Genomic DNA, 26,682 nt, shown 5'->3' on the forward strand with positions numbered 1-26,682 from the left:
CGGAAGCCGGGCGGGTCCCGGCGCCCGGGCCCGGACCCGCCCGTTCCTCCCTCCTCAGGGGGTCACTCGGCCCGCCACAGCGCGGGGACGGCCGGGGGTTCCCAGCCCGCCTGGGCCGTGTGCCCCTGCAGGCAGACGTAGCTCTTGCCGCCGTAGGTGACCCGGGCGCCGGCCGCGTACGTGGTGCCCGCCGCCCAGGTGGTGCCCCCGGGCGGGGTGGACGTCGGGGGCGTCGAAGTCGGAGGCGTCGACGTCGGCGGGGTCTGCGGGACGTTCAGCACGAAGTCGAAGGCCGCCTCCTTCGCCGGGCCGCTGTCCCGCACGGTCATCAGCAGCCGCGCGTCGAAGAGCGAGTCGGTGTTGTTGCGTGGCTCGTTCGGGAAGTAGAGCTGCGTGGTCAGGATCGGCCGGCCCGGGGCCTGGACCTTGACGTGGATGTGCCGGGTCCGGCCTGGGTAGAGCCCGGGCACGATCGTCGTCAGCGTGAAGGCGCCTTGGGCGTTCGTGTACTGGTGGCCGCGGAAGGCGAAGCCGGCGCTGTCGTACGCGCCGTTGACGTCGGCCTGCCAGAAGTCCAGGAGCGCGCGGGTCACCGGCTGGCAGGCGAGCCCGAAGACGTAACCGGTCACGGTGAGGCGCGTGCCCGGCGTGCCGGGCGTGGTGAGGTCGGTGCGCTCGGGCGAGTCGGGTTTGAAGTAGGGACCCTCGATCTGGTCGGGCGTCGGGTCGTCGCCGTCGTGGCAGGACGGCGTCAGGTCCGGGGCCTGGCCGCCCGCGGCCGTGGTCCGGGCGAGCGCCGGGCCGCCGATCAGCGCGACCGGCGCGGCGACGCCCGCGGCCAGCGCGGCGCGCAGCACCGTCTTGCGGCTGAGCTTGCTGTCTTCGTCCATGCCTGCTCCTCGTGGGGGCGTCGGGAATCCCCTCGAACGTAGGCAGCGCACCGGGTGGGCGGCGATGGACTGGACCGGTCAGTCGTGGTGATTCTCCCCGGCGCGCCGGAAGTCGCCGGGGCTCAGCCCGGTCTCCCGGCGGAAGAACCGGCAGAAGTAGGCGGGGTCGGCGAACCCCACGCGGCTCGCGACCTGCCGCACGGTGAGGTCCGTGCGGAGCAGGAACCGCTGGGCCTCCCGGGTCCGCGCCTCGCGCAGCAGCTGCGCGGCGGTGCGCCCGGTCGCGGCCTTCACCGCCTCGGTGAGGTGGTCCGGGGTGACGCCCAGGCGTGCGGCGTGCGCGGTCACCGACCACAGCCCGAGGTCGGCGCGGCCGGCCAGCCGGGCGAACTCCGCCGCGACGGCCCCGGCGGGCGCGGGCGGCGGCGCTCCCAGCAGCCGTCCGGCCCGCGCGACGAGGACGTGCACGAGCGCCCGCAGCACCGACTCCTCGCCGTGGCGGTGCTCCTCGACGAGGTCCGCGATCAGCCGCGTGACGCCGGCGTCGGCGGACGCGTCGAGCTCGAGCCACGGCCGTTCGCTCAAGCGCCGCAGCTGTTCGCGGTCGCCGGGGTGGTCGAGGAGGAACTCGTCGGTGAACACGACGACGTGCCCGGTGAGGCCGCGCACCCCCGCCCACTGGTGCACCTGCCCGGGCGCGATGACGCCGAAGTGCGGCGGCCGCAGCGGCCGGCGCGTCAGGTCGACGACGTGCGCGCCGGTGCCGCCGGTGACGTGGACGAGCTCGTGGAAGGTGTGCCGGTGCGGGAACTCCGCGCGCGACAGGGGCCCGATCTCGTCGAACGTGCCGACCGCGAACGGCGGCGCGTGCGGGGCGGGCACCTCCAGCCGGTGCATCGGCAGCTCCCCGGCCCGCGGTGGCGGGCAGGGCGTCCCGGGCGGAACGGTGGTACCGCGCATGACCGAAAAGTCTAGACCAATCACCGCGTGGTTCGCCGCTTTTGCCCCGTTGGCCCCACGACGATGGTCGGGTGCGAAAACGGGGCCGGTCCACAGTGGACCGGCCCCGTTCGCGGGTACAGCGTCGCTTACGCGCGGCTGCGGCGCCGGTTCAGCAGCAGCACCAGCGCGCCGCCGCCGAGCAGCAGGCCGCCGATGGTGAACGGAACCGCGGCGTCGACACCGGTGTTGGCGAGCTCGCCGCCACCGCCGGTCGAGCCGGCCGGGGTGCTCGGCGCGGTGGTGCTCGGGGCCGTGCCGGCCTCGGTCCACTTCGCGGCCGCCTTGGCGGTCACCGCGGTCTTCTCCGAGTCGGCGACGATCAGCGACTGCGCCGGCTGCTTGTCGTAGTCCTCGGCGACGAACAGGCGGCCGGTGTCGAGCTGGCCGCTGACCTTGAGCGAGAACGAGCCGTTGCCCGGCTTGGCGTCCTTCGGGACGTCGACGAACAGCTTGCTGCCGTCCTTGACGTCGGTGGCCTTCAGCTCCTTGCCGTCGGCGTCGGTGATCTTGACGCCCTCGGGCAGCTCGCTGGTGAGCGAGGTGACCGAGCCGGTGGTCGCGACGTCGAACGGGCCGATCCGGGTGCCGGCGGCGCCTTCGGTCTTCTGGGCGGCGATGTTCAGCGTCGGCTTCGGCTGCGCGCTGATGCCGGTGTTGTCCTTGCCGGTCAGGTAGTCGTACAGCGCGGCGACGTCCGCGCCGGCGGCCTTGTCGCCGTCGCCGAGCGGGTTGCCGTGGTCGAGGTTCTTGCCGTCGCTGTAGTGCCACACGGCGGCCTGCGTCGCGGCGATGGCTTCGCGGTCGCTCAGCTTGACGCCGCCCGCCTTGGCGCCGAGCGCGTCGAGGCCGACACCCGGGTAGCCGTGGTGCAGCACCCAGTTGATCTTGTCGCGGTTGTCGTTGAACGGCGACTTCGCGTCCGGGTACTTGTTCCACGGGCGCTCGACCATGTCGACGTCGTTGCGCATGCGGACGGTGATCTGCACGCAGTAGAGCTTGAGGGCGCTGCCGTCGGACAGCTTGAACCCGAACAGCTCGGTGGCCGCGTGACCGCCGCCTTCGAGGTTGACCGAGTAGCCGTAGGTGCCGTGGTCGCTGACGCGGCCGCGCGCGGCGCCGTCGTCCGCGAGCGCCGAAGGGGCACCGATCATGACCGCGGCGGCCGCGGCGACGACCGCGATCCCGCCCCGCACGAGAGTGGACCTGACCTGCATAAATCTCCTATCCGAGCCCGAACCACGACGTTGGGGTCGCGTGGGACTGCCAATCCCCGACCACACGACCGCCGATTCGGGTGAGTGATCACCCGGTCAAGCGAGACCGGAGCTTACACGGAGCCCACACGTGCTACACAGGGTGTCCCTGTTATCTCGAATGGGTGAGAAACCTGCCTAAAACGGTCAGCGGAAAACGCGCAGGTCGCGATTAAATCGGTTCAAGATTCAAGCACTTCGGCGGGCCCGGAACGGAGCCCCGCCGCCATCCGGCCGATGACCCCCGCGTACTCCGCCTTCAGCCGGGGTTTGTCCACATCGGACGCCTCGGCCAGCGCCATCCCGGCCGTGCCGACCATGCCGAACACCAGTCGCGTCGTCGTCTCCAGCGGCTGCTCGTCGATGTCGCCGCCGTCGACGAGGGCCTTGATCAGCTGCTCGACGAGGCCGTAGGCGTACTGCTCCTCGGCCGCCTGCCAGCGCACCCAGCCGAGTGCGAGCGGCGCTTCCTGCCAGACGAGCTTGCCGTAGACGGGGTCGCAGCAGCGGTCGAGGAACGCGTCGAGGGCCGAGAACGCCGCCGACCACGGGTCCGCCGCCCGGGCCGCCGCGTTCGCGGACAGTTCCATCGCGTCCGTCTCGAGCTGCTGGAAGACGGCTTCGAACAACGCCTTCTTGCTGGCGAAGTGGTGGTAGATCGCGCCGCGCGTGGCCTGGATGTCGGCGGCGATGTCTTCGAGGGCCGTGCCGGCGAAGCCGTTCTCGGCGAACCGGCGGGTGGCCGCCGCCAGCAACGCGGCGCGGGTGGCCTCGGAGTACTGCTCCCGCCGGCTCTTGACCGTCGACATGCGCACAGCATAGGACATACACTGCGTATGTCACAGACGTCGTGTAGGTGGGGGTACCCATGACCGTGTCCGAGGAACTGCTGTTCAACCCGTTCGCGCCCGGCTTCTTCGAAAACCCGTACGAGCAGTACAAGATGCTGCGCGACGAAGACCCGGTGCAGGACCACCCGCTGGGGTTCTGGTTCGTCTCGCGCTACGAGGACGTGTCGGCGCTCCTTCGCGCCGGGTTGTCCGTGGACGTCACCAACCTGGCGGAGTCCCCGTTCGAGTTCTCCGGCGTCGACGAGGACGCGGGCGCGCTCAACCGCTCGATGCTCGACCGCGACCCGCCCGACCACACGCGGCTGCGTTCGCTGGTGACGAAGGTGTTCACCCGCCGCGCGATCGCCGCACTGGAGCCGAAGATCGCCGGGCTCGTCGACGAAGCACTGGACCGGATGGCCGACAAGGGCGAGTCCGACCTCGTCGAGGAACTGGCGTTCCCGCTGCCGTTCGCGGTGATCTCGGAGATGCTCGGCATGCCGCCGACCGACCACTCGCGGGTCCGCGAACTGAGCGGCACCCTGGTGCGCTCGCTGGAGATCGTCGCCGACGAGGAGACGGCCCGCGCCATCATGGCGGCGGACGCCGAGCTGACGGCGATCACCCGCGAAGTGATCGCGTGGAAGCGCGACCACCCGGCGGACGACCTGCTGACGGCGTTGATCCAGGCGGAGCACGACGGCCAGGTCCTGGACGGCGACGAGCTGGTGGCCCAGGTGGTCCTGCTGTACGTGGCCGGCCACGAGACGACCGTCAACCTGATCGCGAACGGCGTGAACGCGTTGCTGCGCAACCCTTCGCAGCTGTCGCTGCTTCGCGAGCGGCCCGACCTGGCGGCGAACGCGGTGGAGGAGTTCCTGCGCCACGACTCCCCCGTGCAGCAGACCCGCCGCGTCACGACGTCCCCGCACACGGTGGCGGGCAAGGAGATCCCGGCGGGCACGTTCGTCCTGGCCTGCCTCGGCTCGGCCAACCGCGACGAGCGGTTCTTCGGCCCCGACGCGGCGGAACTGCGCCTCGACCGCCCCGAAGCGCGTCACCAGGTTTCGTTCGGCGCGGGCCCGCACCACTGCCTGGGCGCGGCGTTGGCCCGGCTGGAAGGCCAGGTCGCGGTCGGCCGGCTCGTGCAGCGGTTCCCCGACCTGGGGTTCGCCGGGGAGCTGACGTGGAACGGCCGGATCAACCTCCGCGGGCCGGCGAAGTTCCCGGTCACCGTGCGCGCCTGAGGCGCTCCCGCCATTGCGGCTCAGATGTCATCGGCGCCGTTCAGGCACACCTGCTTCAAGCACCGCGAGGTCACGCACCGCATAACGGTGGTGCTCGGCCTCCTCCTTCAGCACCACCTTGAGGCACCGGCGCACGAGGTACTCCTGATCGGGATACATCTCGGCCGGCTTGCGACCGCACACCCGGTCAAGCTCGTCGACGGTCAGCCCGTCGACGAACCGCCGCATCGCGGCCATCCGGGCGAGCCTCGGCGCAAGCACGTCCTCCAGCGCCGGAGTGGCGTCAAGGGTGAGGCCGAGCTTCGCGACCTCCTCCGGCGGCGTCCCGCCGGCCGGGAAGCCGAGCGGGTGGTAGGGCGCGTCCTCCTCGAGCACGGCGCTTCCGAACCAGGCGTCGCAGGCGAACAGAAGATGCCGCTGCGTCTCGACGAAGGACCACTCGCCGTCGACCCGCTCGTGCAGTTCGGCCTCGGGCAGCCGCCGCGCCCGCTCGAGCGTCGCGCTCCACATGGCTTCGACCGCGCCCCAAGCAGCGCGGTAGTCCTCGGGAGAAGAGGCATCCCGCGCCAGCGCCCGCGCAGGCTCCCGGGCGTCGAGCTCAGCCTCGACATAGGCGGTCACGTCAACGTCATTGACGACGACGCGCCCGAAGTCACCACCGAGGTAGACATCGCTGCCGTAGCAGTCGACGATCTTCATGCCGTCCACCTCGCAATCGCGGATCTCGAGGCCGGCGAGGTCGCACAGGTGGACACGAGCACCGCGGAACTGGTCGCTCTGGACGTATTCGGTAGCCATCCCAGCAGTCTCACGCATCTGCCTCGCCCGCGCTGCGTTTTGCTGTAACCCGTCCTCACTTGTGTCGACCGTCAACGCTGGATCAGCCGAGTGACCGGGCCGAACACGCTTCCTGGCGTGGAATCGTGGCAGCTCACCGGCGATGCGACGTGCGGAAGTCCCACACCGCCCGCTCGGACGCCCCGGCCACAACGCGCGGCCACCCCCAAACCGGACCGGAGAAGCGAACGCCGCCAGCGCGCCAAGGAGTCGCTGAGCCAGTCTTCGACGAGAACGGTTCTACGTCCGGCTGGCTCGAGAAGTCGCGCTGGCGCATGCCGATCCGTCGACGCAACCACGATCTCTGCATCTGTCTCAACGACTCGGCGAAGAGTCTGGACCCTGGCACGTACGCCAAGCTGCCGGTTCGGGCGGGCCTGCTTCGTCTGGGCTTCCCGCCGGTCCTCGCCGAAGTTCTGAGCGCCACGACGGCATTCGGCGTCAAGCAGATTCTCGTTGCGCTGCCCCAAGCCCAGCTCGCCAAGACCCTTCGGGTCATGATCCCACTGGTCTGCCCCGACCTGGACGTCTGCCCGGCACGAGTCGAGGTCTTGAAAACCTACGCCGGCCCAACCCTGGGCGCGGAGCTGAAGGCGCTCGTCGCCGGGCTGCGTTGATCGATCGCCGCGCCTGATCCTCGATGTCCGGCGTGCCGGTCGGCCGAAGCCCACCGCTCATCAGGTCACCATGTCCGCCGTGCAGCTGGCCTGCCAAGGCGGGGATCCCAGCGGGAAGGTGCGGGCATGGACAGGACAGTTTCACCGGCAGCACCGAGGCGCACCTTCCAATTATCTGATAAATTGCACAGTTTCCAAATGGCCGGTGAATTCCCCATAGAACGAGTGGTTCAGCTCACCTCGGCACGAGCGGAGCAAAAACTCGGAGAAGTTTCCGTCGAAGAGCCAGCAATAATCTTCTTCATCGCCGACGACGACTCGCCACTCGTCCGGATCACCCTCGGTAAGCCAATAGCATTGTTCCTGACTAGTGTTGTTCCCCCAACACAGCAGGCCGCCAGCATCCGGATACACCGGGTAGACATAGTTTCCGGGAAACTCGGCAGCGAGACTCCGCAACGAGCTCGTCCGAACTTGCGCGTCAAGCAGGAGATTCAGATCCCGATCCGAACACGAAGGATGACACACTCGGAGATATTCGTTGATGAACATAGCCGGGACCACATCAGCAAGCGCCTTGTAGTCGGACGGCAGCCTCAATCCCAACTCTTTTTCCACCTCATTCCATTCAACAGGGATCGGCTTGACATCCGGAGAGCCCAGAATCTTCATCAAATCATCCACAGTCGCCATAAGTCGTCTCTCTCGTCGGATCCCGATTGTTGATTACCACGTGGACACATGTGCCCCGGTCGCCGATCGCGTTCACGATGATGCAAGCTGTAACAGACGGTCTCACTGCAGTCTTTGACCGCCTGCCTGACAACATTTTCAACGCGCTTCATCTGCGATCGATTCACATCGCAGGCATATCCTGCGACCAGATTCCCCAAGTCGTCTTCAACACCGCCCAGAACGTTGGCCAGCAGATGCAGCTTCCGAGCGTTCCATGTTGTCCTGCTTAGACTCCGCCTTCCGCCACGTTCTTATGCCCTCTGAGCGGGCGTCGCTTCCGAAGCCTACCGAGTTTCGGTGCACCTGACCTGCGGCATTGGAGATCAACGCGCGCACCTTCCCGAAGTCGATCTTCCGCAGCGACAAGCCAACCGTCGGATGCCAGGCTCCGAGCCCCTGAACAGCACACTTGCCCCGCGCGAACCTCGCCGTTTTGCCCGCGCTGCCCACTGTGACGGCCCCCACACGCTTGAGGGACGTCGCCGCGCTCAGCCGATGTAGAAATCAGCTCGTTCCTCGAGCCGTCGCCGGCCGAGGATGACTCTGCTGTCCAGGGCCGCTTTGTCCAGCTGGTAGATCCGGACCTGGTCTTCGTCTTGGTCGATGATGCGCTTGAGTGCCGCGCGCAGAGCCGTGACCTCACGCTTGGTTCGCAGTGCGCACTCGAACGTGCTGAGCTGGACGCGGGCCCCCTGCACTGACAACACCGCCGAGACCTCGTCGCGGCGGTCGTCGTCGCCGACGTCGTAGCACACCAGCAGCGTATACACAGCCGTTTCCCCTTCACCAGCGCCACGGTTGCGGCGTGTGTTCCGGCGTCCGGCCAGCAGCCAGTCGGCGATGGTGCGGGCCTGGGCCAGGATCGCCACCCGGTAGGACACGCGGGTCGCGGTCCGGCGGTGTGCCACCAAGGTCAGCAGACGGCGCCCATAGGCGTCGAGGAACGCGGCCAGTGCCTGTGTGGTCATCCGGCGGCCACCGTCGGCGGTGCGGTCGAAGCCGGCGGGGGTGATCTGGCCGGTAGCGATCAGCCGGGTGACCGCCGCGTCCACCACGACCGGGTGGAACTCCTCCATCAGGTCGAGGCTGAGGCTCGGACGTCCCTGGCGAGAAGTGTGCAGCAGTCCTATTTCGGGATCGAGTCCGGCCTGTGGGTCCGGGAAGAGGCGTTGATCGCCAAACTCAGCGAGTTCCTGTCCAGTCAGATCTTCGGCGCCTACCGTCGGTCCCTACTGTGGCATCGGACCCGCGAACTGGGCGAATCGAAGGCCAAGGAACGCGCGCAACGAATCGCGACGATCCTTCGGGAAATCGAAGCAACCGAGCTCAAGAGCAAACGGGCCCTTCGCAACCTCGAGCTGTTCGACAAGCCCGACGAGGCCCTGATCCGGGACGTCAACGATCGCCGGGCAGAGCTTCACCAAGCTACGGCTCGAAGCTCAGCCGGCCGAAGCGGAAGCGGCCAACCAGCAGGCAGCCAACCCAGACCTGCTCCAGCAACTACCCGCCGGAGAGATAGACCTGGGACCTCCCCGAAGACATCGCGCGCCGGCTCTTCGAAGCACTACGGCTCGAACTGCACTACGACCGGAACACCAACCGGCTGACCTGCCGCGTCACCCTGTCCGGCCCCACCATCGAAGCCGCGCGACGGGCCGCCATCGACGCAGTCACGACGCCGGCGCAACGCGCTGACCTGCGAGAAGACACCACCGCGGACACGGACAGTACCGAAAACGCTATCCCCACCGTTCCCATGCCTGTGGTGCCCCCGACGGGACTCGAACCCGCACTGAATCGATTTTAAGTCGACTGCCTCTGCCGGTTGGGCTACGGGGGCACCGCACACTCTAGGTTATGGACCTCAGTGCAGCGTCCACGACTGGTTCGCGCTGCCCGTGCACGTCCAGATCTGCAGGGGGGTTCCGTCCGCCGAGCTGGGGCCCGTTGCGTCCAGGCATTTGCCTGATGCCGGGTTCACCAGCTGGTTCGACGACGAGTGCGTCCACTGCTGGGCGCCCGTTCCGTTGCAGTCGTACAGCTGGACCTTCGTGCCGTTCGCCGTGCCGGCCGCCGCCACGTCCAGGCACTTGCCCAGCGCTTGCAGCGTGCCCGATGTCGATGTCCACTGCTGGGCGTTCGTCCCGTTGCAGGTGTACAGGTCGATCGTCGTGCCGTTCGCCGGTGACGCGCCTGCTACGTCGACGCACTTGCCGCCGTAGCCCGTGATCGTGCCGGCACCCGAGGGCGGGGGCGTTGTCGTGCCGCCGCCGGTGATCGCGTTGAAGATGCGTGAGTACGCGTAGCCCGTTGCGCGGTCGTAGTCCTGGAGCTCCCAGAACGACAGCTCCGCGACGCCGTTCTGGGCGGCGAACGTCTCCAGCTGCTGGGCGTCCGACTGGCTGAACTGGGCGCCGTCGTCGTTGCGGCCGGCGATCGGGGTCAGGCCCATCATCGCGTACGCCGCCGACGTCGAGATCCCGTACAGGCTCGCCAGCTGCGACGCCGAGGCGCGCGCCGCCGAGAGGGCGTCGCCCAGGACCGGCTGGCCGTCGTAGAAGTCCATCACCATCAGGTTGACCACGCTCACCTTGACGCCCTTGTTCTTGGCGTCGCGCAACAGGTCCTGCTCGTTCGACGGGATGCCCGTCGGGTCGACCGCCAGCGTGTAGTCCACCTGGACCGCCGGGTTCTGCTGCTGCAGCGCGGCCAGCGCGGAGTTGCGGCGCTGGTTGGACGCCGTGTCGTTCAGGACGCCGCCCTCGATGTCGAAGTCGAGGCGGGGCGTGCCGTACGTGGTGACGACGTTCGCGTACGCCGCCGTCAGGCTCGACGTGTTCGTGCAGGTCTGGGCCAGCTCACCGCCTTCGGCGCCGCCGAACGACGGGATGACGTTGCCGCCCGCCGCCTGCAGCGAGCTGATCTGGGACTTGAACGAGCCGACGCCGGTGCCGTTCGCCTCCCACACCGGCGTGCAGCCGGACTGCGGGGTCAGGAACGCCAGCGTGTAGAACTTCGTGCCGGTCGCGTTCAGGTCGGCGGCCAGCTGGCCGGCGTCGGCGTCGCTGATCTGCAGGTACGGCGCCGCGTAGTGGGCGGGGAACGCGGCGCCGGCCGCGGCGGCGGTCGAGGGGGTCGTGGCGAGGACGGCGGCACTCACGAACGCGGGCAAAGCCGCTGCGAGGGCACGGGAAATGCGCATGGGAGCTCCCGGAGGGGACTGTGGGGAGGAGCGGGGGCGGACTTATTCCGCGTTGTGAAGAAAGGGTTTACCCGCTCATCGGCCCAGTTGTCCAGACCATGTCGCTCACCGGCACACAGCCGGGCATCCGCCACCAAAACGCCCCAACAGCAGCAAAAAGCCCCCGGCCGAAACCGGCCGGGGGCGTTCAGCGAACGGAGGTCAGGACTTCGAGACGCGCGCGAACTCGTCCTTCGGGTTGTTGATCTGGCCCAGCGAAATGACCTCGCGCCGGAACAGGCCGCCCAGGATCCAGTCGAACAGGATGCGGATCTTGCGGTTCCAGGTCGGCATCGCCTTGAGGTGGTAGGCGCGGTGGAACAGCCAGGCCGGGAAGCCCTTGATCTTCAGGTTCAGCGCGTCGGCGACGCCCTTGTGCAGGCCGAGGCTGGCGACCGCGCCGAGGTTCTTGTGGTAGTAGTCCTTCGGCTTGCCGCCGCGGATCACCTTGATGATGTTCTTCGCCAGCAGCGTCGCCTGGCGGACCGCGTGCTGGGCGTTCGGCGGGCACGTCGCCGTCGGGTCCTCTTCGGTGCGCGAGAGGTCCGGGATCGCCGCGTTGTCGCCCGCGGTCCACACGTCCGGGTGGCCGACGACCTGCATCGCCGCCGTCGCCTCGACGCGGCCGCGCTTGTCGAGCGGGAGGTCCGAGTCGGCGAGCACCGGGTTGGCCTTCACGCCGGCGGTCCAGATCAGCGTGTCGGTGTCGAACTCCGTGCCGTCCGAGAGCACGACGTGGCCGTTCTCGAACGACTTCGCCGCGGTCGAGAGGTACACCTCGATGCCGCGCTTCTCCAGCTGCTCGACCGTGTACACGCCGAGGGTCTCGCGGACCTCGGGCAGGATGCGCCCGGCGGCCTCGACGAGCACCCAGCGGACGTCGGAAGGCTGGATGTTCGGGTAGTAGTTCTCCACCGCGAAGCGGGTCATGTCCTCGAGCTCGGCCAGCGCCTCGATGCCGGCGAACCCGCCGCCGACGACGGTGAACGTCAGCAGGCGCTTGCGCAGCTCGGGGTCGAGCGTGCTGGCCGCTTCGTCGAGCTTCGTCATGATGTGGTTGCGGAGGTAGATCGCCTCGCCGATGGTCTTGAAGGCGATGCCCTGCTCGACCAGGCCCGGGATCGGCAGGATGCGCGCGACGGCGCCGAGCGCGACGACGAGGACGTCGTAACCGAGCTGCTCGATGTGGCCGTCGGCCGCCTCGACCGTGACGGACTTCTTCTCGTTCTCGATCTTGGTGACGCGCGCGGTCAGCACGTGGCAGCGCTTGAGGACGCGCCGCAGCGGCACGACCACGTGCCGGGGCTCGATCGCGCCGGCCGCGGCCTCCGGGAGGAACGGCGCGTAGGTCATGTGGGGCTGCGGGTCAACGACGGTCACGGAGGCCTCGTTGGCCCGGAGCATCTTCTGGAGGCCGTACGCCGTGTAGAGCCCGACGTACCCACCACCGAGGACGAGGATCCGAGTCGGTTCCGACTTCGACTTCGCAGCAGCCATGTCCTCATGGTGACACCTTCGCGGGCGGCTCGCTCGGGGACCCCATCCGGCTGTGACCAGCGTCGCGGCCGTTTCCGTAACGATTCAGTCCGACGCTGTCACCGAGGTCGCCGCCCGGAACACCCCGGCCACCATGGCGTGGGTCACGCGGCGAGTCTGGACATTGCGCGGCGACACGTGATAACAGCCGAAAAGGCGCAGGTCGTCCAGTTCCACGACCGCTCCGTGCGCGAAGGCCGGGCGCGGCTGCGGCACCGGCCAGCCGGCCGCGGCGAGCACGGGCAGTAACGCCTGCCAGCCGAACGCCCCGAGCACCACGATCGCGCGCAGTGTCGGACGTAACAGTGTCAGCTCTTCGGCGAGCCACGGGCGGCAGGTGTCGCGCTCGGCCGGCGTCGGCTTGTTGTTTGGCGGCGCGCACCGCACCGGTGAGACGAGCCGGGTGCCGTACAGCTCGAGGCCGTCGCCGAGCCGCTCCGACGTCGGCTGCGACGCGAGCCCGACCTCGTGCAGGACGCGGAAGAGGAAGTCGCCGGACGGGTCGCCGGTGAACATCCGGCCGGTGCGGTTCGCGCCGTGCGCCGAGGGCGCCAGGCCGACGACCGCGAGCGACGCGTCCGGCGGGCCGAAGCCCGGCACCGGCCGCGCCCAGTACTCCTCGCCGCGGAACGCCGCCTTCGTGCCCACGACGCCTTCGCGCCAGGTCACCAGCCGCGGGCAGGCGCGGCACCCGGCCACGGCGGCGTCCAGCTCGGCCAGGGACCTCATCGCAGCGCCGCCCGGCACAGCCGGTCGGCCCGGCGCGTCGTCTCGGGGAGGCGGTAGCGCGGGGTCAGCGCCAGGGTCAGCCGGCACGCGTGCGCCAGGCCGATCCGGTGCCCGGCCGAGACGTACACCGGCTTGACGCCGTGCTGGGTCCGCAGCACCGAGCCGACGACCTCCCCCGCGTCGACCAGCGGCGCCGACGAGCCGCGCGCCGCCCCCGGGGCGTCGTGCGTGCCGACGAACCGGGTCTTGCCGACGCCGAACGCGCGCAGCCCGGTGAGCACCCCGAGGTGGCAGGCCAGGCCGAAGCGGCGCGGGTGGGCGAGGCCGTGGCCGTCGCAGACCAGGACGTCCGGCTCGCGGTCCAGGCGCTCGAGCGCGGCCAGCAGCGGCGACAGCTCGCGGAAGGCGAACAGGCCGGGTTCGTACGGGAAGACGGCCCTCGCGCGGTGCGTCCGCTCCTCGACGACCGTCAGCCCGGCCGTCTCGAGCGTGACGGCCGCCGCGGCGATCACGCCGTCCTCGTCGTAGGCGACGTCGAGGCCGGTCACCGTCGGCGGCAGCTCGGGGCCGTCGTCGGTCAGGTCCACCCGGCCGCGCAGGCGCTCCTGCACGGCGAGCGCCTGCTCCGCCGTCGCCGGCCAGTCCCCGGTGTGCACCAGGTCACCCTGCCACAACTAGGTTGGGGCCATGGCGGACACGACCCCCGAAGAGGCCCCCGAGAAGAAGGCCGAGGACACCACCGAGGTCCCGGCCGAGCCGACCGACGACATCGTCACGACCCAGCACACCATCACCGTGAAGCGCAAGAAGCTCGCGTACACGGCGAAGGCGGGCCGGATCGTGCTCCGCAAGGAGGTCGTCAAGGACGGCAAGTCGGAGGGCTTCAAGGCGAAGGCGGAGGTGTTCGTCACCTCCTACACCCTCGACGACGCCGACCCGGGCTCGCGGCCGGTGACGTTCGCCTTCAACGGCGGCCCCGGCTCGTCGAGCATCTGGCTGCACATGGGCCTGCTGGGCCCGCGCCGGGTGCTCTCGGGCGACGTCGACGACCTGGTGCCGCCGCCGTACGGGCTGGCCGACAACCCCGAGACGCTGCTCGCGCACAGCGACCTGGTGTTCATCGACCCGGTGTCCACCGGCTACTCGCGCGCGGCCGAGGGCGGCGAGACGAAGGACTTCCACGGCTTCAAGGGCGACATCGAGTCGGTCGGCGAGGTCATCCGGCTGTGGGTGTCGCGGCACGAGCGCTGGCTGTCGCCGAAGTTCCTGGCCGGCGAGTCGTACGGCACGCTGCGCGCCGCCGGGCTGGCCGCGCACCTGCAGGAGCGGCACGGGCTGTACCTCAACGGCCTGCTGCTGATCTCGTCGGTGCTCGACCTCGGCACGCTGCGGTTCACCGAGGGCAACGACCTGCCGTACTCGCTGTACGTGCCGACGTACGCGGCGATCGCGCACTACCACGGCCTGCACGGCGAGCGCCCGCTCGACGACGTCCTCGCCGACGCCGAGGACTTCGCGGCCAAGGAGCTGCCGTGGGCCCTCTCGCGCGGCGCGCGGCTGTCCACTCAGGACCGGGCGGACGCGGTGGCCACGCTGGCGTCGCTGACCGGGCTCACCGAGTCCTATGTGGACCGGGTGAACCTGCGGATCGAGCACGTCCGGTTCTTCACCGAGCTGCTGCGCGACCGCGGCCTGACGGTCGGCCGGATGGACGGCCGGTTCACGACGTGGGAGCCGGACGGCGGCCGCGAGCACATGAGCGACGACCCGTCGATCTCCCGTGTGGTCGGCGCGTACGCGGCGGCGTTCAACCACTACGTGCGGGCCGAGCTCGGGTACGAGAACGACCTGCCCTACGAGATCATCCACGAGGACACGTTCAAGGCGTGGTCGTATTCGGACTTCGAGGGCCGCTCGGTGTCGGTGGTGGACTCGGTGAGCGCGGCGATGCGCGCGAACCCGCACCTGCAGGTCCACGTGGCGTTCGGCCACTACGACGGCGCGACGGCGTACTTCGCGGCCGAGCACGTGCTGGCCCACCTGCAGATCCCCGAGGAGCTGCGCGACAACATCGACACGGCGTACTACCCGGCGGGGCACATGATGTACGTCCACGAGCCGACCCGGGTGCAGCAGTCGAAGGACCTGGCGAAGTTCGTCAAGAAGGCGTCGAACCGCTGAGGTCCGCCGGTCCCCGGGGGTCAGGCCGGCGCCCGGGGACCGGTGACGTGCGTTCGACGGCGGTCGGTCACCGGCCGTAGCAGCCCGGCGGCAGGCGCCGGTAGCGGCGGCGGACCAGCAGCCAGCCGGTCAGCTGCAGGACACCGACCGTCACGAGATAGGCCAGCGCCAGCCCGCCGAGCCAGCCGGGCGTCGCCCAGTCGACCACGAAGACCGGCATCGCCAAGAACGCGTACAGGAAGCTCGGCGCGAACCGGTACGCGTCCTCGGCCCGCAGCACCTCGTCGACCCGCAGGGACGCGGCGTCCTCCGCGATGACCGGGCCGCGCAGCACCCGGCCGAGCACGAGCGCGGTCGCGCCGGCCCCGGCCGCCAGCGCGACCGTGTGCACCCCGGCCTCCACCGACGGCGAGTACCAGTGCTTCCAGGTGAACTGCGGCTCGGTGACGAACGCCGCCGCGCACAGCACCGCGCCGCCGGCGAACGTGAGGGCCGTCGAGACGAGGTACCACCAGCCGACCTGCGTCACGGCCGTCCGCAGCGGGAGCGGTGCGCCGCCGGCCAGGCTCTCGGCGAGCCGTTCCCGGCGCTGCGCGCTCCGCCAGCGCAGCACCTGGTAGGCCGCGAAGATCACGGCGTAGGCGGCGGTCCGCCCGGGCAGTTCCACCGTGGTGAACGCGATTCCGGCGAACAACCACACGAACGCCACGCCGAGCGTGTAGGCGGGGATCCCCCGCCCCGCGGCACCGCGGCCGCCGATGCGCAGGGCCAGCAGCCGGGTCGGCAGCCACACGCTCACCCCGCGCCGGGCCAGCCACATCCGCGCGCGGCCCACCTCGAGCACCGTCGGCTCGCCCGGCAGCCTCGGATCCACTGGCAACGCCGGTTCACGCACCACCACCGGAACCTCCCCCTGTGCCCGGTACCACGCCGACCGCCCCGGGAAGGTTGTCTCCCGGCGCGGGCTTCGGAGAGCCTTCCCCCACCACGGAAAAACGGCCCACCCCCGCACGGAGGTGGGCCGTTCCGCGAACACTACTTCAGGTACTGCGCCCCGTGGGTCACCGCCGAGTAGGCGTCGACCGCGCCGTGGCCGTAGAAGCCGTTGAACGACGCGTCGCCGGTGCACGTTGCCGTGAACGTCGCGTCGCGGCCTTCCTTCAGGTAGTCCACCGTGCGCGGGACCGGGCAGGCGATCTTCGACGCCGTGCCCTCGAGCACGCGCTGGACCGCGTCCGGCGAGAGGCCGAAGTCGCCGTGCGACGGCTTGCCGTACTGCGAAACGATCAGCGCCGCCACGCCGGTCGCGTGCGGGGTCGCCATCGACGTGCCCTGCAGCCACTGGTAGTAGCCGACGCGGCCGTCGGGCGCCGTCGCCTTCTGGATGCCCGCCGTCGTGCCCGCCGCGGTGATGTTCCCGTCGGCGTCGATGTTCCCGGCCGCCACCCCCACGTTCTTCGGGTACGTCGAGAGGATCTCGTTCTGCAGCGTGCGGAACCACGGAGTGCCGAAGCCGTCGCGGAAGTAGCCGCCCGGCGCGGAAACCGAGATCTGCTCGGTGCCGTAGTTCGAGTAGTCCGCCTTCGCCTGCGACGGCCCGAACGCGCTCACGCCGATCGTGTGCGGGCCCTCGACCGGCAGGTTCAGGCAGGTCGCGTTGTCGACGGTACGCGGGTGCGTGCTGGAGCTCGGGTAGTCCGGGCTGGTGGTGTCCGGCTGCGGTGCGCCCAGGTCGGTGTGCTGGTTCCCCAGCGCGACGACCGAGGTGACCCCCTTGCGGTAGGCGTAGTTCAGCGCGCGGGTCGTGGCCTCGATGATCGTGCGCTGCTCGGCCTGCTCGGCGGCCGAGTCCGCCGGGTTGGCGGTGCAGTTGTACAGCCACGGGTCGGTGTAGAAGGACATGTTGACCACGTCGATGCCCGCGTCGCCGGCGTAGGTCAGCGCGTCCACGGTCGGCTGCAGGAAGAAGAACCCGGAGTCCTGGCCGGCGCGGACGTTCACCAGCGTCACGTTCGGCGCGACGCCGGAGACACCGAAGTCGTTCAACGCGGCGCCGATGGTGCCCGCCACGTGCGTCCCGTGGCCGTTGTCGTCGTGGTCGACCGGGTCCACGCAGCCGCGGAACTCGCAGGGCCCGTCGACGACGGTGCCGTTGACGTCGGTGGGGATGTCCTTGGTGAAGTTGCGCGAGTCGGCGTAGTCGAAGTTCGGGGCGATGTCGGGGTGCGTGCCGTCGACGCCGGTGTCGATGATGCCGACCTTGACGCGCTTGTCGCCGCGCTGCACCGTGTGCGCGAGGTCGGCGCGGACGGCCTGCTGCCCCCAGAGCTGGCTGTCGAGCGGGTCGGTCTTGATCGGCTGGGGCTTCTTCGCGGCGGCCTTCGGTGCCGCGGCGGCGGTGCCCTGGCCCTCCTTCTCGACGGCGTCCGGCTTGGTCTTCGGGGCGCCGTCCTTGGGCGCCTTGCCGATCACGCGTTCCTTCGCGGCGCCGAACACGGCCCGGTTCGCGTTGACGCGCTCGGCGAAGCCGGTGGCCGGGGCGCTGGCCTTGATCAGGCCGACGGCGGTGTTCGTCTCCAGCACGGTGCCGCCCGCGGCCTTGATGGCCTGCTGGGTGGCGCCGATGCTCTGGACGTCCTTGGCGAGCACGGTGAACTCGGTCGCCGGGCCGGACAGGGCGGGCTGCGCCGACGCGACCGGGACCGCGACGGCCGAGATCGCCCCGAACAGCGGGACGGCCATGGCCGCGGCGAGAAGCCTGGGTCTCTTCACGATTCTCCTCCTCGGGAAAGCGGTTCCTGCACCGTATAGATCGGACATTGCACTTACAACGGCAGAAAGTACGTTATGGAACAACCGACTTCTGCTCCGCGAAGTGACAAGCTGACAAGTGGCCGTCCGTCCTCGGCACCAGTTCCGGCACCTCGGTGGCGCACTTGTCCTGCGCCTTCCAGCAGCGCGTGCGGAACCGGCACCCGGACGGCGGATCCAGGGGACTCGGCACGTCCCCGGTCAGCCGGATCACCTGCCGCTGGCCGCGCACCGCCGGGTCGGCCACCGGCACCGCCGACAGCAGCGCCTGGGTGTACGGGTGGGACGGTCGTTCGTAGATCTCCTCGTCCGTGCCGATTTCGACGATCTTGCCGAGGTACATCACCGCGACCCGGTTGGACAGGTGCCGCACCACGGACAGGTCGTGGGCGATGAACACGTAGGACAGCCCGAACTCGGTCTGCAGGTCGCCGAGCAGGTTCATCACCTGCGCCTGGATCGAGACGTCCAGTGCGGACACCGGCTCGTCGCAGATGATCACCTTGGGCCGCAGCGCGAGCGCCCGCGCGATGCCGATGCGCTGGCGCTGGCCGCCGGAGAACTGGTGCGGGTAGCGGTTGAGGTGCTCGGGGTTGAGCCCGACGACCTCCAGCAGCTCCTGCACCTTCGCCGCGCGCGAGCCCTTCGGCGCGACGTCGGGGTGGATCTCGAACGGCTCGCCGACGATGTCGCCGACGGTCATCCGCGGGTTCAGCGACGTGTACGGGTCCTGCAGCACGATCTGGATTTCGCGGCGCAGCTTCCGCAGTTCGGTGCCCTTCATCGAAAAGATGTCGCGGCCTTCGAACGTCGCGCTGCCCGCGGTCGGTTCCTCCAGGCGCATCAGCACCTGGGCCAAAGTGGACTTCCCGCAGCCGGACTCGCCGACGACGCCGAGGGTCTCGCCCGGCATCAGGTCGAACGAGACGCCGTCGACCGCCTTGACCTGGCCGATCGTGCGCTTGAACAGGATTCCGGTGCGGACCGGGAAGTACTTCTTGAGGTCGGTGACCGACAGGATGGGGTCAGGCACGGGAGTTCACCACCTCTTCGGCGAAGTGGCACGCGCTCGTCCGGCCGAAGCCGATCCCGCGCGGTGGCGGCACTTCTTCGGAACAACGGGCTTCGGCTCGCTTGCACCGCGGGTGGAACGGGCAGCCCGGCGGGATGTCGAGCAGGCTCGGCGGCAGGCCCTTGATGGTTTCCAGGGTCTGTCCCTTGAGGTCCAGCCGGGGCAGGGAGTCCATCAGGGCGGCGGTGTACGGGTGGGCCGGCGCGCGGAACAGCTCGACGACGTCGGCCTGTTCGACGATCCGGCCCGCGTACATCACGGCGATCCGGTCGGCGACCTCGGCGACGACACCCAGGTCGTGCGTGATGAGCACGAGCCCCATCTTGCGCTCGGCCTGGATCTCGGCCAGCAGGTCCATGATCTGGGCCTGCACGGTGACGTCGAGCGCGGTGGTCGGCTCGTCGGCGATGAGCAGGTCCGGGTCCAGCGCCAGGGACATCGCGATCATCGCGCGCTGGCGCATGCCGCCGGAGAACTGGTGCGGGTAGTCCTTGATCCGCCGTTCGGCGGCCGGGATGCGGACGGTGTCGAGCAGCTCGATCGCGCGCTTCCGCGCGTCCTTTTTGGACATCCCGAGCCGCACCCGCAGCTGTTCCTCGATCTGGAAGCCGACGGTGAACACCGGGTTCAGCGCGGACAGCGCGTCCTGGAAGATCATCGCGATCTCACTGCCGCGCACCTCGCGGCGGCGTTCGTCGGACGCGGTCAGCAGGTCCTCGCCGCGCCAGCGCACCGCGCCGCCGGTGATCACACCCGGCGGCATGTCGAGGATGCCCATCACGGTCTGCGCGGTGACGCTCTTGCCGGAGCCGGATTCGCCCAGCACGGCCAGGGTTTCGCCCGCGTGCACCGCGTAGCCGACGCCGTTGAGCACGTTCGCGACGCCGTCGGACGTCCGGAACTCGACGTGCAGGTCTTCGACTTCGAGAAGGAGTTCGTGGTCGGACAAGGAGATCTACCTCGACTTCGGATCGAGCGCGTCGCGGATGCCGTCGCCCAGCATCACGAAGGCCAGCACGGTCAGGGTGACGAAGGCACCGGGGAACAGCAGCATGTGCGGGTCGTTCCGGAAGTAGTCCCGCGAGTCGCTGATCATCACGCCCCACGAGATGACGGGCGGGCGCACGCCGATCCCGAGGTAGGCGAGCGTCGCCTCGGCGCCGATGAACGCGCCGAGCGCGATGGTCGCGTACACCAGCACCGGCGCGAGGGTGTTCGGCAGCAGGTGGCGGAAGATGATCCGCGGCGTGCTCGCGCCGAGGCCGCGGGCGGCCTTGACGTAGTCGAGCTGCTTGGCCACCAGCGTCGCCGACCGCATGATCCGCATCGCCACCGGCCAGCTCAGCACCGCGATCGAGCAGACCACCTGGACGATGATCGTGACCGCGCCCGGGTTCGAGCCGGGCGCGTTGAACGTCGTCAGGATGACGATCGCGCCGAGCACGAACGGCAGGCCGGCGAAGATGTCGCCGAAGCGCGAAAGGATGCTGTCGACGAACCGGCCGTAGTAGCCGGCGAGGATGCCGATCACCGAGCCGATCAGGACCGTCAGCAGCGTCGCGAACACCCCGACCAGCAGGGACGCGCGGGTGCCGTAGATCGTCCGGGCGTAGACGTCGGCGCCCTGGTTGTCGTAGCCGAACCAGGCGTCCGCGGACGGGCCTTCGTTGGCGTGGGACAGGTCGCTGAAGCCGGCGTCGCGCGAGCTGAACAGCCCCGGCGCGATCGCGATCAGCACGATCAGCACGATGATCACCGCCGAAGCGACGAACGCCGGCTTGCGCCGCAGCTGACGCCACGCGTCGCTCCACAGGCTGCGGGGCTTCTGCGGGCCGGTGGCGGAGTCGTCGACGCGGGACAGCTCGGCCGCGTCGGCCCCGCCGCCGCCCACCAGGTTCGGGTCAGTCATAGCGGATCCTCGGGTCGAGAACGGCGTAGAGCAGGTCGACGATCAGGCTCATCAGCAGGTACACCAGCACCAGCAGGACGACGACGCCGACGACGGTCGCGCTCTCCCGGTTCTGGATCCCGCGGAAGATGAGCCCGCCCAGGCCGTTGATGTTGAACACGCCTTCGGTGACGATCGCGCCGCCCATCAGCGCGCCCAGGTCGGTGCCGAGGAAGGTGAGCACCGGGATCACCGAGTTGCGCAGCAGGTGGACGCCGACGACGCGGCTCTGCGGCTGGCCCTTCGCGATCGCCGTCCGCACGTAGTCGGCGTGGCGGTTTTCGGCGATGCTCGTTCTCGACAGCCGGGCGACGTAGGCCATGGACAGGCTGCCGAGCGCGATGCCGGGCACGATGAGCTCCCCGATGCCCGGGTCGTCCGACACGCTCGCCTCGATCAGGCCGAGGCCGTTGCCGCCCAGCGCGAGCTGCAGCACGATCGCCGTGACGAACACCGGCAGCGAGATCAGGAAGGTGGTCGAGACCAGCACCAGGTTGTCGAGGAAACCCTTGCCGCGCAGGCCGGTCAGCACGCCGGCGGTGAGGCCGATGACCGCCTCGATGACCACCGCGATCACGGCCAGGCGCAGCGTGATCGGGTACGACGTCGCGATCAGCTCGCCGACGGAAGTGCCGTTGAAGGTCTCGCCCCAGTCGCCGGTGAACAGGCTCCCGAGGTACTTGAAGTACTGGACGAAGATGTTGTCGTTCAGGTGGAACTTCTCGGTCATCTGGGCGATGTAGGCCTGCGGGCAGGCGGCCTGGCCGCACTTGCCCGAGAACGGGTCGCCGGGCACCGCCCAGACCAGGACGTAGATGAGGAAGGTGGTGCCGAAGAACACCGGGACCAGCTGGAGCAGCCGTCGCAGAACATAGCGGATCATGACGTTCCTAGTGCGCGCCGGCCGTCGTGGGTGGTCAGGGCGGTGGGAACCGCCCTAGCCACCCACGACGGCGTGGTGGTGGGTACGGCCGGTCAGCGCGTCACTTCTTGAGGACCTCGATGGACGGGTAGTCCGGCATGCGCCGGAAGTCCAGCGCGGCCGACTTGAGGTTCTTCGACTTCGCCGCGACGCCCTTCTCGTCCCACACCGGGATCGACGGCAGGTCCTTCGCGACCAGGTCCTCGGCCTGCTGGTACAGCTTGACCGCGGCGTCCTTGTCGGCCGTCGCGTCGGCCTGCGCGAGGATCGCATCGACCTGCGGGTTCGAGTAGCTGGAGTCGTTCGAGGACCCGCCGGTCTTGTAGATCGGGTTGAGGAAGTCCTCGATGGACGGGTAGTCCGCGGACCAGTCCGACCGGCCCATGCCGGTCAGCTTCTTGCCCGTGACGATGCTGCGCCACTGGCCGAAGTCGGTGGCCGGCACGAAGTCGCACTCGACGCCGAGGGTGTTCTTGATGCTGTTGCACGCCGCGGTCAGCGGTTCCTTGCGGCCACCGTCCGCGTTGGACGCGATGGTCAGCTTGCCCTTGAAGCCGGACTTCGCGAAGGCCTCCTTGGCCGCCGCCGGGTCGAACTTGCAGAACTGGCAGACGCCGGAGCGCGCACCGGTGATGCCCTGGGCGACGTAGCCGTCGAGCGGGACGTAGGTGTCGTTCATGACGGTCTTGGTGATCTGCGCGCGGTCGATCGCCATCGAGATGGCCTTGCGCAACTCGAGGTTGTTGTACCCCTGGACGTAGTACGGCACGGCGATGGTGCTGACGCCGAGCAGGTGGCCGGTCACGAGCCGGTCGCCGAGGTCGTTCTTGTACTTGCCGCCCGCGACCGCCGACGGCGGCAGCGCCTCCATGAAGTCCAGCCGCCCGCTCAGCAGGTCCTGGTAGGCGGTCTCCTGGCTGGAGTAGATCTTGATGTCGAGGTCCTTGAAGTGGACCTTGTCGTCACCCTTGTAGTCGTCGAAGCGGGTGAGCTTGATGTCCTGGTTCGGCGTCCGCGAGACGAACTTCATCGGGCCGTTGCCGATCGGGTGCTGCTCGAAGGCCTTGGGGTCCTTGAAGAACGAGTCCGGCAGCGGCGCGAACGCCTGGTAGCCGACCTTGATGTCGAACACCGAGAACGGCGCGTCGAGCGTCACCTGGAACTCGTAGTCGCCCTTGGCGACCAGGCCGGACATCTTGTCCACGGCGGGCTTGGCGTTCTCGTCCGCGGGGTGGACGTCCTTGTAGCCCTGGATGTTCGAGAAGAAGTCGGTGTTGAGCTGGCCGTTCGGCCCGTAGGCGCCGTAGTTCCAGGCGTCGATGAAGTTGTGCGCCTTCACCTCGGTGCCGTCGTGGAACTTCCAGCCCTGCTTGATCTTGATGTCGTACACCTTGGAGTCGGTCGTGGTGATCGACTCGGCCATCAGGTTGAACGGCTTGGCGTCCGCGCCCTTGAAGCCGACCAGCGTGGCGAACATCGGCTGGATCGCCTTGGTGCCGCCGAGGTCGTTGATGTTCGTCGGGACCAGCGCGTTCTGCGGTTCGGTGCCGTAGACGCTGACCGTGCCGTCCGGGTCCGCCTGGCCCGCCCCCGTGGAACTGCCCGACCCGCCACCGCACGCGGCGAGCACGAGTGCCAGCGAAGTCATCACCACCGTGGGTCCCCAGAGCCTGCGCGAACGACGCATGATCCCCTCCATATCCGGTGTGTCCGAAAGGTGAGACGCACGCTATCGGGGGGCGGGAAGCCGATCACAGGACTGCGGTGTTGCAAATGTGTGACGACCGTCGGGACCACCTGGTTGGAGCACAACCAAGGTAGGAAACCGGGTACTCCGGACGGCCCAGCGCGGACTGCAGGTCATCGCGCGCTCACCCACGGTTCCGTTGCGCCACAAGCCCTTTGGGGCGGCCGAACGGTCGGTCAGGTCGCGGACGGTGTCCGGTCGGGCCGGGGTCGGCGTGATCCCGTCGAGGGAGCACGGGCCCGGACCACGGCGGTCAGGCCAGGGCCAGTGCGATGCCGTCGAGGATGTCGTGCTCGCTGACGACCAGCTCGGTCGGGCCCCCGCGGGCGGCCAGCTGCTCGGCCAGGGTCTGGACCACCACCGCGCCGCCGCCGATCACGTCGACCCGGCCCGGGTGGATCACCGGGTTCGCCGCGCGCGCCGCGTGGTCCTCGGCCAGCAGGCGCGTCGCCAGGCGGTCGATGTCCGCGGCGCCCAATGTGGACAGGTGGACGCGCTCGGGGTCGTACTCCGGCAGTTCCTGGGCGATCGCCGAGAGCGTGGTCACCGTGCCGGCGACGCCCACCCAGGTGCGGGCGCGGGCGACGTCGACGACGTCGAACGCCTCGGTCAGCACCTTGCCGGCCAGGTCGCGGGCGGCGGCGATCTCGTCGGCCGTCGGCGGGTCGCTCTTCAGCGCGCGCTCGGTGATCCGCACGCAGCCGATGTCCACGGACTTCGCGGCGAGCACCTCCGCCTGCCGGCCGTCCCAGGTGCCCAGGACCAGCTCGGTCGAGCCGCCGCCGACGTCGCAGACGACGAACGGGCCGTCGTCCGGGTCCTGCTCCCCGACCGCGCCGGTGAAGGACAGGCGCGCCTCTTCGTCACCGCTGATCACCTCGGCCTCGACCCCGAGCGTCTCGCGCGTCATGCGGAAGAACTCGTCGCGGTTCTTGGCGTCGCGGGTCGCGGAGGTGGCGACCATCCGCACCTTCTCGACGCCCTTGCGCCGCGCGGCGATCGTGTAGTCGGCCAGCGCCGCGCGGGTCCGCTCGAGGGCTTCGGGGGCCAGCTCGCCGGTGGCGTCGACGCCTTGGCCGAGCCGGACGATCCGCATCTCGCGGTGCAGGTCGCGCAGGTCGACCGTGCCGTCGTGGCGCGGCGTCAGCTCGGCGACGAGCAGGCGGATGGAGTTGGTCCCACAGTCGATCGCGGCAACACGAGGCATGCGATCACCCTAACCGGCGCGGCGCGCTCAGCTGGTCGGCGGACCCACGGTGGTCGTCGTCGGGGTGGTCGACGTGCTGACCGAGGTGACCGTCTCCCCGCAGGTCGGGTCCGGCGGCGTGGTCGGGGTGGTCGTCTTCCCCGTGGTCGTCGTGGTCGGAGTCATGGACGGCGGCGGGGTCGTCGTCGTGGTGACGCTCGTGATCGTCGTCTCGATCACCTTCGTGGTCGGCGGCGCGCACGCCGGCTTCGACGTCGTCGGCGGCAAGGCCGTGGTCGGCGGTGGGCCGGCCGTCGTCGTCGTCGTCGGGGTCGGCGGGGGCGGGATCGCCGGCGGTGCGGGCATCGCCGCCGCGTTCGGCGCGCCGATCGGGACCGTGCTGTCCGGGACCTGCATGATCCCGTTGCGGTAGGCCTCGGCCCACAGGACCACGGTGTTCACGTAGGTGTCGGAGTTGTTGTAGCGGTAGATCGCGCCGCGCAGCTGGTCGGGCTTCGCCAGGTCGAACCCGCCGGAGCAGAGGTACCGGCCGGTGGCGAGCGCCGCGTCGAAGATGTTGTTCGGGTCGGACTTGCCGTCGCCGTTGCCGTCGGAGGCGTACGCCCGCCAGGTCGCCGGGATGAACTGCGTCGGGCCGACCGCGCGGTCCCAGACCGGGTCGGTGTCGAGGACGCCGTGGTCGGTGTCGGGGATCGCGGCGAACCCGCCCTGGCCGTTGAGCTCGGGGCCGAGGATCGGCTCGCGGGTGGTGCCGTTCGCGTCGACGTACCCGCCGCGGGCGTGGTTGGACTCGATCCGGCCGATGCTGGCGATCAGGGCCCAGTCGATGTGGCACGCGGGCAGTTCGCGGCCGAGGATGTCGGCGGCGTTCTTGTACGCGGCGAGGGCGGTGGCGGGGATGCCGAGGGGGCCGTCGGGGAGTTCGTAGGCCGGGAGCGGCAGCGGGGTGGGGGCGCCGGGGAGGGTGCCGTCGACGGCGACCTGCTGGATGGCGGCGTGGCCGGGGTCGTAGCCCTGGCCGAGCGCGGCGTCGCGGGTGTGGTCACCGCTGCCGCCGAGCCACGCGAGGGTGACACCGCCGGCGACGAGCGCCGGGACCACCGCGAAGATGCCCGTCATCAAGGGGTAGGCGGTGCGGTGGCGGAGCCCGAATCTTCGGGTGTGGCTCCCGACTGCGTCAGGCAGTCGCCGCACGCGCATCGCTCGAAACCCTCCTGGCCGCCTTGTCCCACCCGCCCTCGGGTGACAGCCTGCCGTACCCGGGGCGTGGTTTCACCCCTTCGGGAGTCTGGATCTCGCCGGACGGGGCTTTTCGCTCACCCAGCCCAGTTATCTGTTGACGACGCGCGAGCGTTACTCGGCACAGTCTCCCGTGGGCCACCCGTTCGCCTTAAGCAGCTCGAGCGTCTCGTCACCGAACGGGTTCACCCCCGGACCGACGGCGAGCGCGTGCGCGACGTGCACGTGCAGGCACTTGACGCGGCCGGGCATGCCCCCGGCGGTGACCTGGTGGCCGAGCGGCTCGATCGCGTCGCGCTCGGCGAGGTACGTCTCGTGCGTGCGCTGGTAGTGCGCGGCCAGCTCGGGATCGGTGGTGAGCCGCTCGGTCATCTCCTTCATGATCCCGGACGCCTCGATCGTGCCGATCATCGAGTTCAGCTTCGGGCAGGTCAGGTAGTAGAGCGTCGGGAACGGCGTCCCGTTCTCCAGCCGCGGGCTGGTCTGCACCACCGACGGGTGCCCGCTCGGGCACCGGGCGGCGACGGCCCGCAGCGCGCGCGGCGGCCGTCCGAGCTGCTCCGCGATGATCTCGCGGTCGGCTTCGGTGACGGGCTCGAACCGGTGCTGCTGCGTGCTGTTCACGCGCACCAGGTTAG

Annotated in this window: 25 protein-coding genes, 1 tRNA gene and 1 pseudogene; 4 read left to right on the forward strand and 23 right to left on the reverse strand. The window is 69.7% G+C overall.

The features are described from left to right. Positions 1–62: 62 nt before the first annotated feature. The 4 genes from ACWEN0_RS02685 to ACWEN0_RS02700 form a co-directional block, all read right to left on the reverse strand. Complete coding sequence (locus ACWEN0_RS02685; protein WP_451968310.1) at positions 63–890, reverse strand: dioxygenase family protein; 828 nt, start codon at positions 888–890, stop codon at positions 63–65. Positions 891–968: 78 nt separating this feature from the next. After that, positions 969–1,850, reverse strand: a complete 882-nt coding sequence (locus ACWEN0_RS02690) for an AraC family transcriptional regulator (RefSeq protein WP_451968312.1) — start codon at positions 1,848–1,850, stop codon at positions 969–971. A gap of 128 nt (positions 1,851–1,978) precedes the next feature. Continuing rightward, the gene (locus ACWEN0_RS02695; protein WP_451968314.1) at positions 1,979–3,106 is read right to left on the reverse strand and encodes a thioester domain-containing protein; all 1,128 of its coding nucleotides are present in this window, start codon (positions 3,104–3,106) and stop codon (positions 1,979–1,981) included. A gap of 221 nt (positions 3,107–3,327) precedes the next feature. Beyond that, positions 3,328–3,954, reverse strand: a complete 627-nt coding sequence (locus ACWEN0_RS02700; RefSeq protein WP_451968316.1) for a TetR/AcrR family transcriptional regulator — start codon at positions 3,952–3,954, stop codon at positions 3,328–3,330. Positions 3,955–4,013: 59 nt separating this feature from the next. Here ACWEN0_RS02700 and ACWEN0_RS02705 point away from each other — a divergent pair, with 59 nt between their 5' ends. Further along, positions 4,014–5,222, forward strand: coding sequence for a cytochrome P450 (locus ACWEN0_RS02705; RefSeq protein WP_451968318.1), 1,209 nt, complete (start codon positions 4,014–4,016; stop codon positions 5,220–5,222). 27 nt (positions 5,223–5,249) lie between these two features. Here the strand turns inward: ACWEN0_RS02705 and ACWEN0_RS02710 are convergent, their stop codons facing one another. Then, on the reverse strand, positions 5,250–6,020 hold the full coding sequence (locus tag ACWEN0_RS02710) for a DinB family protein (RefSeq protein WP_451968320.1): 771 nt from the start codon (positions 6,018–6,020) through the stop codon (positions 5,250–5,252). 314 nt (positions 6,021–6,334) lie between these two features. Between ACWEN0_RS02710 and ACWEN0_RS02715 the strand changes: the two genes are divergently transcribed. After that, entirely contained in the window at positions 6,335–6,676 is a 342-nt protein-coding gene (locus ACWEN0_RS02715) for a hypothetical protein (protein WP_451968322.1), read from the forward strand. A 171-nt stretch (positions 6,677–6,847) separates the two neighbouring features. Here ACWEN0_RS02715 and ACWEN0_RS02720 read toward each other — a convergent pair whose 3' ends face one another. The 3 genes and pseudogenes from ACWEN0_RS02720 to cas1 form a co-directional block, all read right to left on the reverse strand. After that, a complete protein-coding gene (locus tag ACWEN0_RS02720; protein WP_451968324.1) occupies positions 6,848–7,348 on the reverse strand; it encodes an SMI1/KNR4 family protein in 501 nt (166 codons plus the stop codon). Next, positions 7,348–7,620, reverse strand: a pseudogene (locus ACWEN0_RS02725) (hypothetical protein); the annotation flags it as partial. The pseudogene ACWEN0_RS02725 and the gene ACWEN0_RS02720, both read right to left, overlap by 1 nt. Positions 7,621–7,899: 279 nt before the next feature. Next, complete coding sequence (gene cas1, locus ACWEN0_RS02730; protein ID WP_451969819.1) at positions 7,900–8,541, reverse strand: CRISPR-associated endonuclease Cas1; 642 nt, start codon at positions 8,539–8,541, stop codon at positions 7,900–7,902. On the opposite strand from cas1, the gene ACWEN0_RS02735 reads away from it, so the two are divergent. Then, the gene (locus tag ACWEN0_RS02735; protein WP_451968325.1) at positions 8,473–9,018 is read left to right on the forward strand and encodes a hypothetical protein; all 546 of its coding nucleotides are present in this window, start codon (positions 8,473–8,475) and stop codon (positions 9,016–9,018) included. The two genes, cas1 and ACWEN0_RS02735, sit on opposite strands and share 69 nt — an antisense overlap. A 156-nt stretch (positions 9,019–9,174) precedes the next feature. On the opposite strand, the gene ACWEN0_RS02740 is transcribed toward ACWEN0_RS02735, so the two are convergent. The 5 genes from ACWEN0_RS02740 to ACWEN0_RS02760 form a co-directional block, all read right to left on the reverse strand. Beyond that, positions 9,175–9,251, reverse strand: a tRNA-Leu gene (locus ACWEN0_RS02740). Between the two features lie 24 nt (positions 9,252–9,275). Further along, positions 9,276–10,613 carry a ricin-type beta-trefoil lectin domain protein gene (locus tag ACWEN0_RS02745; RefSeq protein WP_451968327.1) on the reverse strand — a complete coding sequence of 446 codons (1,338 nt, stop codon included), beginning with the start codon at positions 10,611–10,613 and terminating at the stop codon, positions 9,276–9,278. Between the two features lie 201 nt (positions 10,614–10,814). After that, entirely contained in the window at positions 10,815–12,149 is a 1,335-nt protein-coding gene (locus ACWEN0_RS02750) for an NAD(P)/FAD-dependent oxidoreductase (protein ID WP_451968328.1), read from the reverse strand. 84 nt (positions 12,150–12,233) lie between these two features. After that, complete coding sequence (locus tag ACWEN0_RS02755) at positions 12,234–12,917, reverse strand: uracil-DNA glycosylase (protein ID WP_451968330.1); 684 nt, start codon at positions 12,915–12,917, stop codon at positions 12,234–12,236. After that, on the reverse strand, positions 12,914–13,573 hold the full coding sequence (locus ACWEN0_RS02760; protein ID WP_451968332.1) for an endonuclease V: 660 nt from the start codon (positions 13,571–13,573) through the stop codon (positions 12,914–12,916). Before ACWEN0_RS02760 ends, ACWEN0_RS02755 begins: the two co-directional genes overlap by 4 nt. 31 nt (positions 13,574–13,604) lie before the next feature. Here ACWEN0_RS02760 and ACWEN0_RS02765 point away from each other — a divergent pair, with 31 nt between their 5' ends. Next, positions 13,605–15,098 carry a S10 family peptidase gene (locus ACWEN0_RS02765; RefSeq protein WP_451968334.1) on the forward strand — a complete coding sequence of 498 codons (1,494 nt, stop codon included), beginning with the start codon at positions 13,605–13,607 and terminating at the stop codon, positions 15,096–15,098. Between the two features lie 67 nt (positions 15,099–15,165). Here the strand turns inward: ACWEN0_RS02765 and ACWEN0_RS02770 are convergent, their stop codons facing one another. The 10 genes from ACWEN0_RS02770 to ACWEN0_RS02815 all read right to left on the reverse strand — a co-directional run bounded on the left by ACWEN0_RS02770 (position 15,166) and on the right by ACWEN0_RS02815 (position 26,668). Further along, positions 15,166–15,999, reverse strand: coding sequence for a hypothetical protein (locus ACWEN0_RS02770; RefSeq protein ID WP_451968336.1), 834 nt, complete (start codon positions 15,997–15,999; stop codon positions 15,166–15,168). Between the two features lie 134 nt (positions 16,000–16,133). Then, positions 16,134–17,840 carry a S8 family serine peptidase gene (locus tag ACWEN0_RS02775; RefSeq protein WP_451969821.1) on the reverse strand — a complete coding sequence of 569 codons (1,707 nt, stop codon included), beginning with the start codon at positions 17,838–17,840 and terminating at the stop codon, positions 16,134–16,136. Between the two features lie 103 nt (positions 17,841–17,943). After that, a complete protein-coding gene (locus tag ACWEN0_RS02780; RefSeq protein WP_451968338.1) occupies positions 17,944–18,942 on the reverse strand; it encodes an ABC transporter ATP-binding protein in 999 nt (332 codons plus the stop codon). Further along, positions 18,935–19,930 carry an ABC transporter ATP-binding protein gene (locus ACWEN0_RS02785; RefSeq protein ID WP_451968340.1) on the reverse strand — a complete coding sequence of 332 codons (996 nt, stop codon included), beginning with the start codon at positions 19,928–19,930 and terminating at the stop codon, positions 18,935–18,937. Before ACWEN0_RS02785 ends, ACWEN0_RS02780 begins: the two co-directional genes overlap by 8 nt. Positions 19,931–19,936: 6 nt before the next feature. Continuing rightward, positions 19,937–20,890, reverse strand: coding sequence for an ABC transporter permease (locus ACWEN0_RS02790; protein WP_451968341.1), 954 nt, complete (start codon positions 20,888–20,890; stop codon positions 19,937–19,939). Beyond that, complete coding sequence (locus ACWEN0_RS02795; protein WP_451968342.1) at positions 20,883–21,812, reverse strand: ABC transporter permease; 930 nt, start codon at positions 21,810–21,812, stop codon at positions 20,883–20,885. Before ACWEN0_RS02795 ends, ACWEN0_RS02790 begins: the two co-directional genes overlap by 8 nt. 100 nt (positions 21,813–21,912) lie before the next feature. Next, positions 21,913–23,499 carry a peptide ABC transporter substrate-binding protein gene (locus ACWEN0_RS02800; RefSeq protein ID WP_451968344.1) on the reverse strand — a complete coding sequence of 529 codons (1,587 nt, stop codon included), beginning with the start codon at positions 23,497–23,499 and terminating at the stop codon, positions 21,913–21,915. Positions 23,500–23,851: 352 nt separating this feature from the next. Continuing rightward, positions 23,852–24,805: a Ppx/GppA phosphatase family protein gene (locus ACWEN0_RS02805; RefSeq protein ID WP_451968346.1), complete on the reverse strand. Its 954-nt coding sequence runs from the start codon at positions 24,803–24,805 to the stop codon at positions 23,852–23,854. Positions 24,806–24,832: 27 nt separating this feature from the next. Next, positions 24,833–26,005 (reverse strand): lytic transglycosylase domain-containing protein, encoded by a 1,173-nt coding sequence (locus ACWEN0_RS02810; protein ID WP_451968348.1) that lies wholly within the window; start codon positions 26,003–26,005, stop codon positions 24,833–24,835. Between the two features lie 153 nt (positions 26,006–26,158). Next, complete coding sequence (locus ACWEN0_RS02815) at positions 26,159–26,668, reverse strand: DUF501 domain-containing protein (RefSeq protein ID WP_451968350.1); 510 nt, start codon at positions 26,666–26,668, stop codon at positions 26,159–26,161. Positions 26,669–26,682: the final 14 nt, after the last annotated feature.

This window comes from Amycolatopsis sp. NPDC004378 (genome assembly GCF_053602455.1).

What these genes read in the sequence shown, in the direction of transcription:
- ACWEN0_RS02805 (WP_451968346.1), bottom strand. Translation starts at nt 24,805, where the DNA reads ATGCCTCGTGTTGCCGCGATCGACTGTGGGACCAACTCCATCCGCCTG.
- ACWEN0_RS02755 (WP_451968330.1), bottom strand. Translation starts at nt 12,917, where the DNA reads ATGAGGTCCCTGGCCGAGCTGGACGCCGCCGTGGCCGGGTGCCGCGCC.
- ACWEN0_RS02685 (WP_451968310.1), bottom strand. Translation starts at nt 890, where the DNA reads ATGGACGAAGACAGCAAGCTCAGCCGCAAGACGGTGCTGCGCGCCGCG.
- ACWEN0_RS02765 (WP_451968334.1), top strand. Translation starts at nt 13,605, where the DNA reads ATGGCGGACACGACCCCCGAAGAGGCCCCCGAGAAGAAGGCCGAGGAC.
- ACWEN0_RS02695 (WP_451968314.1), bottom strand. Translation starts at nt 3,106, where the DNA reads ATGCAGGTCAGGTCCACTCTCGTGCGGGGCGGGATCGCGGTCGTCGCC.
- ACWEN0_RS02810 (WP_451968348.1), bottom strand. Translation starts at nt 26,005, where the DNA reads ATGCGCGTGCGGCGACTGCCTGACGCAGTCGGGAGCCACACCCGAAGA.
- ACWEN0_RS02720 (WP_451968324.1), bottom strand. Translation starts at nt 7,348, where the DNA reads ATGAAGATTCTGGGCTCTCCGGATGTCAAGCCGATCCCTGTTGAATGG.
- ACWEN0_RS02710 (WP_451968320.1), bottom strand. Translation starts at nt 6,020, where the DNA reads ATGGCTACCGAATACGTCCAGAGCGACCAGTTCCGCGGTGCTCGTGTC.
- ACWEN0_RS02800 (WP_451968344.1), bottom strand. Translation starts at nt 23,499, where the DNA reads ATGACTTCGCTGGCACTCGTGCTCGCCGCGTGCGGTGGCGGGTCGGGC.
- ACWEN0_RS02705 (WP_451968318.1), top strand. Translation starts at nt 4,014, where the DNA reads ATGACCGTGTCCGAGGAACTGCTGTTCAACCCGTTCGCGCCCGGCTTC.
- ACWEN0_RS02795 (WP_451968342.1), bottom strand. Translation starts at nt 21,812, where the DNA reads ATGATCCGCTATGTTCTGCGACGGCTGCTCCAGCTGGTCCCGGTGTTC.
- ACWEN0_RS02750 (WP_451968328.1), bottom strand. Translation starts at nt 12,149, where the DNA reads ATGGCTGCTGCGAAGTCGAAGTCGGAACCGACTCGGATCCTCGTCCTC.
- ACWEN0_RS02790 (WP_451968341.1), bottom strand. Translation starts at nt 20,890, where the DNA reads ATGACTGACCCGAACCTGGTGGGCGGCGGCGGGGCCGACGCGGCCGAG.
- ACWEN0_RS02745 (WP_451968327.1), bottom strand. Translation starts at nt 10,613, where the DNA reads ATGCGCATTTCCCGTGCCCTCGCAGCGGCTTTGCCCGCGTTCGTGAGT.
- ACWEN0_RS02715 (WP_451968322.1), top strand. Translation starts at nt 6,335, where the DNA reads ATGCCGATCCGTCGACGCAACCACGATCTCTGCATCTGTCTCAACGAC.
- ACWEN0_RS02775 (WP_451969821.1), bottom strand. Translation starts at nt 17,840, where the DNA reads ATGGCCGTCCCGCTGTTCGGGGCGATCTCGGCCGTCGCGGTCCCGGTC.
- ACWEN0_RS02700 (WP_451968316.1), bottom strand. Translation starts at nt 3,954, where the DNA reads ATGTCGACGGTCAAGAGCCGGCGGGAGCAGTACTCCGAGGCCACCCGC.
- ACWEN0_RS02690 (WP_451968312.1), bottom strand. Translation starts at nt 1,850, where the DNA reads ATGCGCGGTACCACCGTTCCGCCCGGGACGCCCTGCCCGCCACCGCGG.